Origin of the sequence: Jeotgalibacillus marinus, from assembly GCF_040801915.1 — a bacterium.
Taxonomy (GTDB): domain Bacteria; phylum Bacillota; class Bacilli; order Bacillales; family Jeotgalibacillaceae; genus Jeotgalibacillus; species Jeotgalibacillus marinus.
In genome coordinates, this window is the sequence record NZ_JBFMIA010000038.1 from 1 (window position 1) to 5,372 (window position 5,372).

General features: G+C 32.5%; 5 protein-coding genes and 1 pseudogene. 3 read left to right on the plus strand and 3 right to left on the minus strand.

The window, feature by feature from the left end:
* Positions 1–199: helix-turn-helix domain-containing protein (locus AB1471_RS16490; RefSeq protein WP_367780857.1), on the minus strand; the 199-nt coding region annotated here is incomplete at its 3' end.
* Between the two features lie 725 nt (positions 200–924).
* On the opposite strand from AB1471_RS16490, the gene AB1471_RS16495 reads away from it, so the two are divergent.
* The 3 genes and pseudogenes from AB1471_RS16495 to AB1471_RS16505 all read left to right on the plus strand — a co-directional run.
* The gene (locus AB1471_RS16495) at positions 925–2,091 is read left to right on the plus strand and encodes an AimR family lysis-lysogeny pheromone receptor (protein WP_367780858.1); all 1,167 of its coding nucleotides are present in this window, start codon (positions 925–927) and stop codon (positions 2,089–2,091) included.
* Positions 2,088–2,219: a hypothetical protein gene (locus AB1471_RS16500; RefSeq protein ID WP_367780859.1), complete on the plus strand. Its 132-nt coding sequence runs from the start codon at positions 2,088–2,090 to the stop codon at positions 2,217–2,219. The genes AB1471_RS16495 and AB1471_RS16500 overlap by 4 nt, the downstream gene beginning before the upstream one ends.
* 487 nt (positions 2,220–2,706) lie before the next feature.
* Positions 2,707–3,617, plus strand: a pseudogene (locus AB1471_RS16505) (transposase); the annotation flags it as partial.
* A 639-nt stretch (positions 3,618–4,256) separates the two neighbouring features.
* Here the strand turns inward: AB1471_RS16505 and AB1471_RS16510 are convergent.
* A complete protein-coding gene (locus AB1471_RS16510) occupies positions 4,257–4,379 on the minus strand; it encodes a hypothetical protein (RefSeq protein WP_367780860.1) in 123 nt (40 codons plus the stop codon).
* The coding region (locus AB1471_RS16515) for an AimR family lysis-lysogeny pheromone receptor (RefSeq protein ID WP_367780861.1) at positions 4,376–5,372 on the minus strand (997 nt) is incomplete at its 5' end. The genes AB1471_RS16515 and AB1471_RS16510, both read right to left, overlap by 4 nt.

Here is a 5,372-nt window from a genome sequence, read left to right on the forward strand (position 1 = left end):
TTGTAACACCTACTATATAGTCAACGGAAGTATCTAATATATCAGCTAGTTTTGCAAGTGACTTCCCATCTGGATTTCTTCGTCCCAGTTCATATCCTGTATAGGTGCTTCTAGCAATGTTAAGCTCACTAATTATTGTAGGAATTTTAATCTTTCTTTTGTAACGAAGCACCTTTAACCTATCTCCGATAATGCTCATTTTCTACACCCCCAATAGTATATATTTATTTATTTTTGGTTAAATGAGCAACAAAAGGTAAATAAAGATTTTTTTCTTAAAAAATACGTCGATTCGCGTATAAAATAAAGATAATATGAAACAGATTGGAGAAAGAGGATGGTAAATAAGTCTAGAGTGATTTTTTTAAAAAATGTACTATGATATTTTATGAGATGAATGAAAGAGAAGACTATCATTCACTCCCAGTATACGATAAAAATTCGAAAGTATCAATTTATGTGTTTTGGTAGCTCTGGAACAAAGGTTTTAAAAAAACAAGGAATGAGGGATGTTGATGTTAGGAATCAGACTGAGTCTTGAATCTGACGAAATACTGTTGGTTAAAACTTCTCTTGCTTATATACATGCAGTTCAACCAGATATACGTCCAATATATATGCTTGCTCAGGAAAAAATCATAGATCCTGATTCACTATAGATGGAATGGTTCTGGTGCAAAAACAATTTAATAGAAAAATAGAACCACTGTTTCAGTTTTCCATTTAAATTGATTTTTCATACTGATCATGTCCTTAGTATCAGTATGTCCAAGTTTTAGAGATTACTGGATTTTGCTATTTTTGCATCAGAACCATCAGAAGATCTAATAATCTTAATCCTATTCATTCTTAGAATTATAAATAGATGAAAAGCACGAATTGTGTTATAATGAGAGCGAATTTGGAAATGAGGAGGAGGATAGTTTGAAGTTAATAGAATTGCGCGATTGTATTTTGGAAGATGATCGAGGATACAGGAAAATTGCAAAAGAAGCAGGTATAATGTCCAAAACTACTCTGGGAAATTTTTTGAAATATTTACAGTGCGGAAAACCTGAACCTTCGTTGCATTCTATTCTCAAAATCCATGCTCTATATTGTCCCCATTCAGAAAGCGAAATACAAGTAGTTGTCAATTATGGTTTTGACTATGACCTAAAAGCAAGTAACCTAAAAGAAGTCATGGATTATTTTTTTGAAAAAAGTCGTTTCGATATAGTGAAAATCCTAGCTACTAAAGGGAAGCGAATGAAAAATGAAATGCCTCACTTTTCATCTATCTATGAATTAATGGCAAAAGCAAGAAACGGTGAAATTACTTGGTCAGATTTAGCTCGTGAAACAAAAAATATAAATTATAAGCACGTTCAAATTGAGTTTTTGAAGGAGTTTTTAGAAGCTCTTTATCTTTTAAACTCACAGGTTTTTGAGGATGATGAAGTTCATTTGAAATATGTAAAACTAGAAAAAAAATGTTTGTCTCTTTTGAACAATATCGAACAATTACAAGGGAGCTTCTTGTATAAAAAGTTTAAAATTCGAATTAAAGAACTACTTGCACGAGCGCTTCTGAAAAAAGGTGAATATGTAGAAGCAAAAAAAATAGCTTCGTACATTTTAGACAGTGGTGCAGGAGATAGACATAAAGCGTCCGCGCATTACGCCTATGCTATGTCACATTTGTTTGATGATTACAACCTTTGCATCACACATTTACAGACAGCAGCAGAACTGTATTTAAAAAGCAACCTTATTGAGGATTATAGAGAAACACAGTTTTACATAGAATTTGTATCAATTTTTTGGGAGGTACCAGTTGAACCTACCCACAGTTTGAACAAAGCTTTCTTGTATTTAGTGCAAGGAAACGTACATCAAGCAAAAAAGGAAATGCAGAACGTGAACTACACAGGATATAAATTTTATATTGCAACGATTTTCAGGGCATTATGTGAATCATCAGAAATGCTTCAACAAAATCTCTTAAACCAAGCGAGTAACAATTTTAGAAAATGTGGCGATTACCATTTTGAACAATTACCAAATAAAATATTTGAAAAATTCAACCTAAAAAGGGGAGTGTACCCATGAAAAGATTTTTCTTAATTTTAGCTTTTTCCTTAGCTATTTCAGCTACTGATGCAACATTAGTAAATCAAAATATTCAAGCAGTAGGACCACCTAGTGCAGATGAACCACAGGGTGGACAAATAAGGTGAATACAAAAATAGTTACATTTATTGGTATTGGTTAATGTTCAAGAGGAGCATCGATCTGAATCAATCCAATCCAAAAAAATGAAAAACTAGGGCAGGTAATCAACCCGCTTTTTGATTTTCCTTTAAAAGGGGAACAATCTCGTCAACGTAGTAAGGATTTAGATGAACGATTGAAAGAAGTGGCGGAACAAGAACAGGAAAGAGTGGGACGTGAAAAATGTTGTAGCGTTCCGTAAAGACAAGTCGAGCTTCTCGAAGAAAAACTTGTGCTTGATGGTGGCGATAATGAAGACATGTTAAAATGAAGTGAACCCAAAAAGTTAAACACTTTATTATTAGGCAACGGGTAAGGCGTGATTACGGTATTCTACGAGGGCACTGAAAAATTTCTTGAAACGTTAAAAGGGACCATTCGCTTAATTTTTAAGCGAATGGTCCCTTTATTCATTGTATAATAAGGGTATCAATCTGAAATAGGTGATTTGTGATGATGCCGAACCAACAATCTTTAAATTTGAGCGCTTATTCAGCGATTTATGATGTCGTTGTGCCGAAAGATAATATGCTTCGAAAGATCAACGATCTTATGATTTTTCATTTGTATATGAAGAACTTAAAAATAATTATTGTCACGACAATGGTCGCAACGCCATTCACCCTATTCGGATGTTCAAATATTTATTATTAAAATCGATTTTCAGTTTACCTGATATGGATATTGTAGATCGTTCTCAGTATGATCTATCTTTCAAATACTTTTTGGATATGGCTCCTGAAGATAAAGTCATCGACTCAAGCTTATTAACGAAGTTCCGTAAACTACGATTAAAAGATATCAACCTACTAGATCTACTTATTAATAAAACGGTTGAAGTTGCTATTGAGAAAGAAATCATTAAAAGTAATGCGGTTATCGTAGATGCTACTCATACAAAAGCGCGCTATCATCAAAAATCACCAAAAGAAACCTTACAAGAACGGTCAAAACTTCTACGGAAAACCATTTATCAAATCGATGAAAACATGAAGCGTAAACTCCCTTCTAAACCAAGTTCGAACGAACTTGGTGAGCAGATTGAATACTGTGGACAATTAATTAAAAGTGTAGAAGCTGAACGTGTCATTAGTGAATACCCAAAAGTAAAAGAGAAGCTTAATTGGTTAAAGGAGTCTGTGGATGACCATGCAGAACAACTTCAGTTATCAGTAGATCCAGATGCTCGTGTTGGTCACAAAACAGCAGATTCATCATTCTTTGGATATAAAACACATCTTGCCATGAGTGAGGAACGATTGATAATCGCAGCCGTCATTACGACAGGCGAAAAGAATGATGGGAAACAGTTAAAAACCTTGATTGAAAAAAGTAAGGATACCGGTATGACCGTACAAATAATTTAGATAGATACGAAGATGGTCAAATTAATTGGTATAGTAAAGGGAATAAATATGGTACAGGATCTAAGCCTACTCCAACTGTGGGATTAAAACAAAGTTTGATTGTCTTGAAAAAAGTTGTACCGTTTATAAAAAAGTTGTGATGGTTTGAAAAAAAGGTTAACCGTTCTAGAAGGGGAATTTTGAAGAAAACGTTTGCTGTAGAAAGGTTTATGAAAACTTTTGATCAAACATTTTATAAAAATTGTATACTAATTCACAAGGAAAGAATTCATTTTGATCAATCTTTTTTCAAAATGGGTTCTTTTTGTTTGTCATAGAATGAGGATTTACATGACATATTTGATCAAACATTATTTCAATCCACACTTATGATTAGTTTTTCAGCATTAACCGTGACAATGTTGATTTAAAATAAAGTCTGATAATTTGTAAAAGAGTTCGATAATTTATAAAAAAGATTGATAATTTATAATAAAGTTTGATTAAAATTCCTGTATTGATATGCAGAAATTTTTTGTTCCGCAATCGGAACAGATTGAAATGGTTCTTTTTGTAGAACGAAAAGTAATTAAATTTCTCTCTAAATAAGAAAGACGCAATCCAATGATGGATTGCGTCTTTCTTATAGCAATATTTTTAATACGGGGCAACATCACTATACGGGGCAACATCACTAAAAGAAGTAGGAGTAACATCAGTAAAAAATCCAAACATCATTGAAAAAGTAACTACTGATAAAGTTAATACTAATTTTTTCATATATACTTCACCTCCTTCAAGTTGTTATACATCATATTAATCATTTTTTCATTTTCACCTAATCTGTTTAATTCTTTAACAGGGAGCAATCCATATAATCTATCTCCACGTTTTAAATATCCATTCAGTGACTTCCAAAAGTAATCAGGATTATCCGTTGCCATCCCTTGGATATAAAGTTTGTCAGGTGTGACGTCTATTTTATCAAGGAGTGCTAAACCTTTTTCTTTTTCACCATTCATGATGTAATTAAAAGCTACATTCTGATCAATATGTATCTGATCAAGTTTTCTTCCGCGTCTAATACTAACTAATTCTATTTTGTTTTGCATCCAATTTACCGCAAAATCCAAGCCTATTTCTTTGTAAAGTACTATACTTTTTTCTAAGTAATATATAGCTTGTGAAAGATCTTTATCGTGTATATGAGAATCACCAAGATGTAGATATGCAGAGGCTTCAAATCGTTTTCCAATCGAAGTTTTAAGCGATTCGTGTGCTAGTTCTCTTACTTTTTTAAAGTCACATATACTTCGCAAATACACATTTTGTAATAAATGATTGACACGCATGTTTAGAGAGTTTTGTATGTAACTATTTTGACTTTGATCAAGTTTTACTTTTAATTTTGGTAGAAAGGCTATAACCTTGTAAAAATCTCGTTCTTGATAATGAACGTACACTTCTAAAATCTCTTGAAAAATTTGCATTTCTTCTGTTTCATTTTTTCGAAAAATGATTTTGCTGAAAAATTCTTTTGATACATATTTTTCAGATTGTTGATCTTTTCGTTCCATGTTGATCTTGTACATAGTCATATACTCTTCTAAATCTTTCTCTTCATTCACCTTAGATTCGGCCCTATTACATAGCATCTCCAACATTTCTCGCATATCGTGTGTATCGCAATATTCCATCGCTATTTTTATGTTTAAAGGATCTTGAATCTCTTGAATATAAGCACGCATTAATTCTTCTTCTTCTTCAAAGCAT

What these genes read in the sequence shown, in the direction of transcription:
- AB1471_RS16510 (WP_367780860.1), bottom strand. Translation starts at nt 4,379, where the DNA reads ATGAAAAAATTAGTATTAACTTTATCAGTAGTTACTTTTTCAATGATG.
- AB1471_RS16500 (WP_367780859.1), top strand. Translation starts at nt 2,088, where the DNA reads ATGAAAAGATTTTTCTTAATTTTAGCTTTTTCCTTAGCTATTTCAGCT.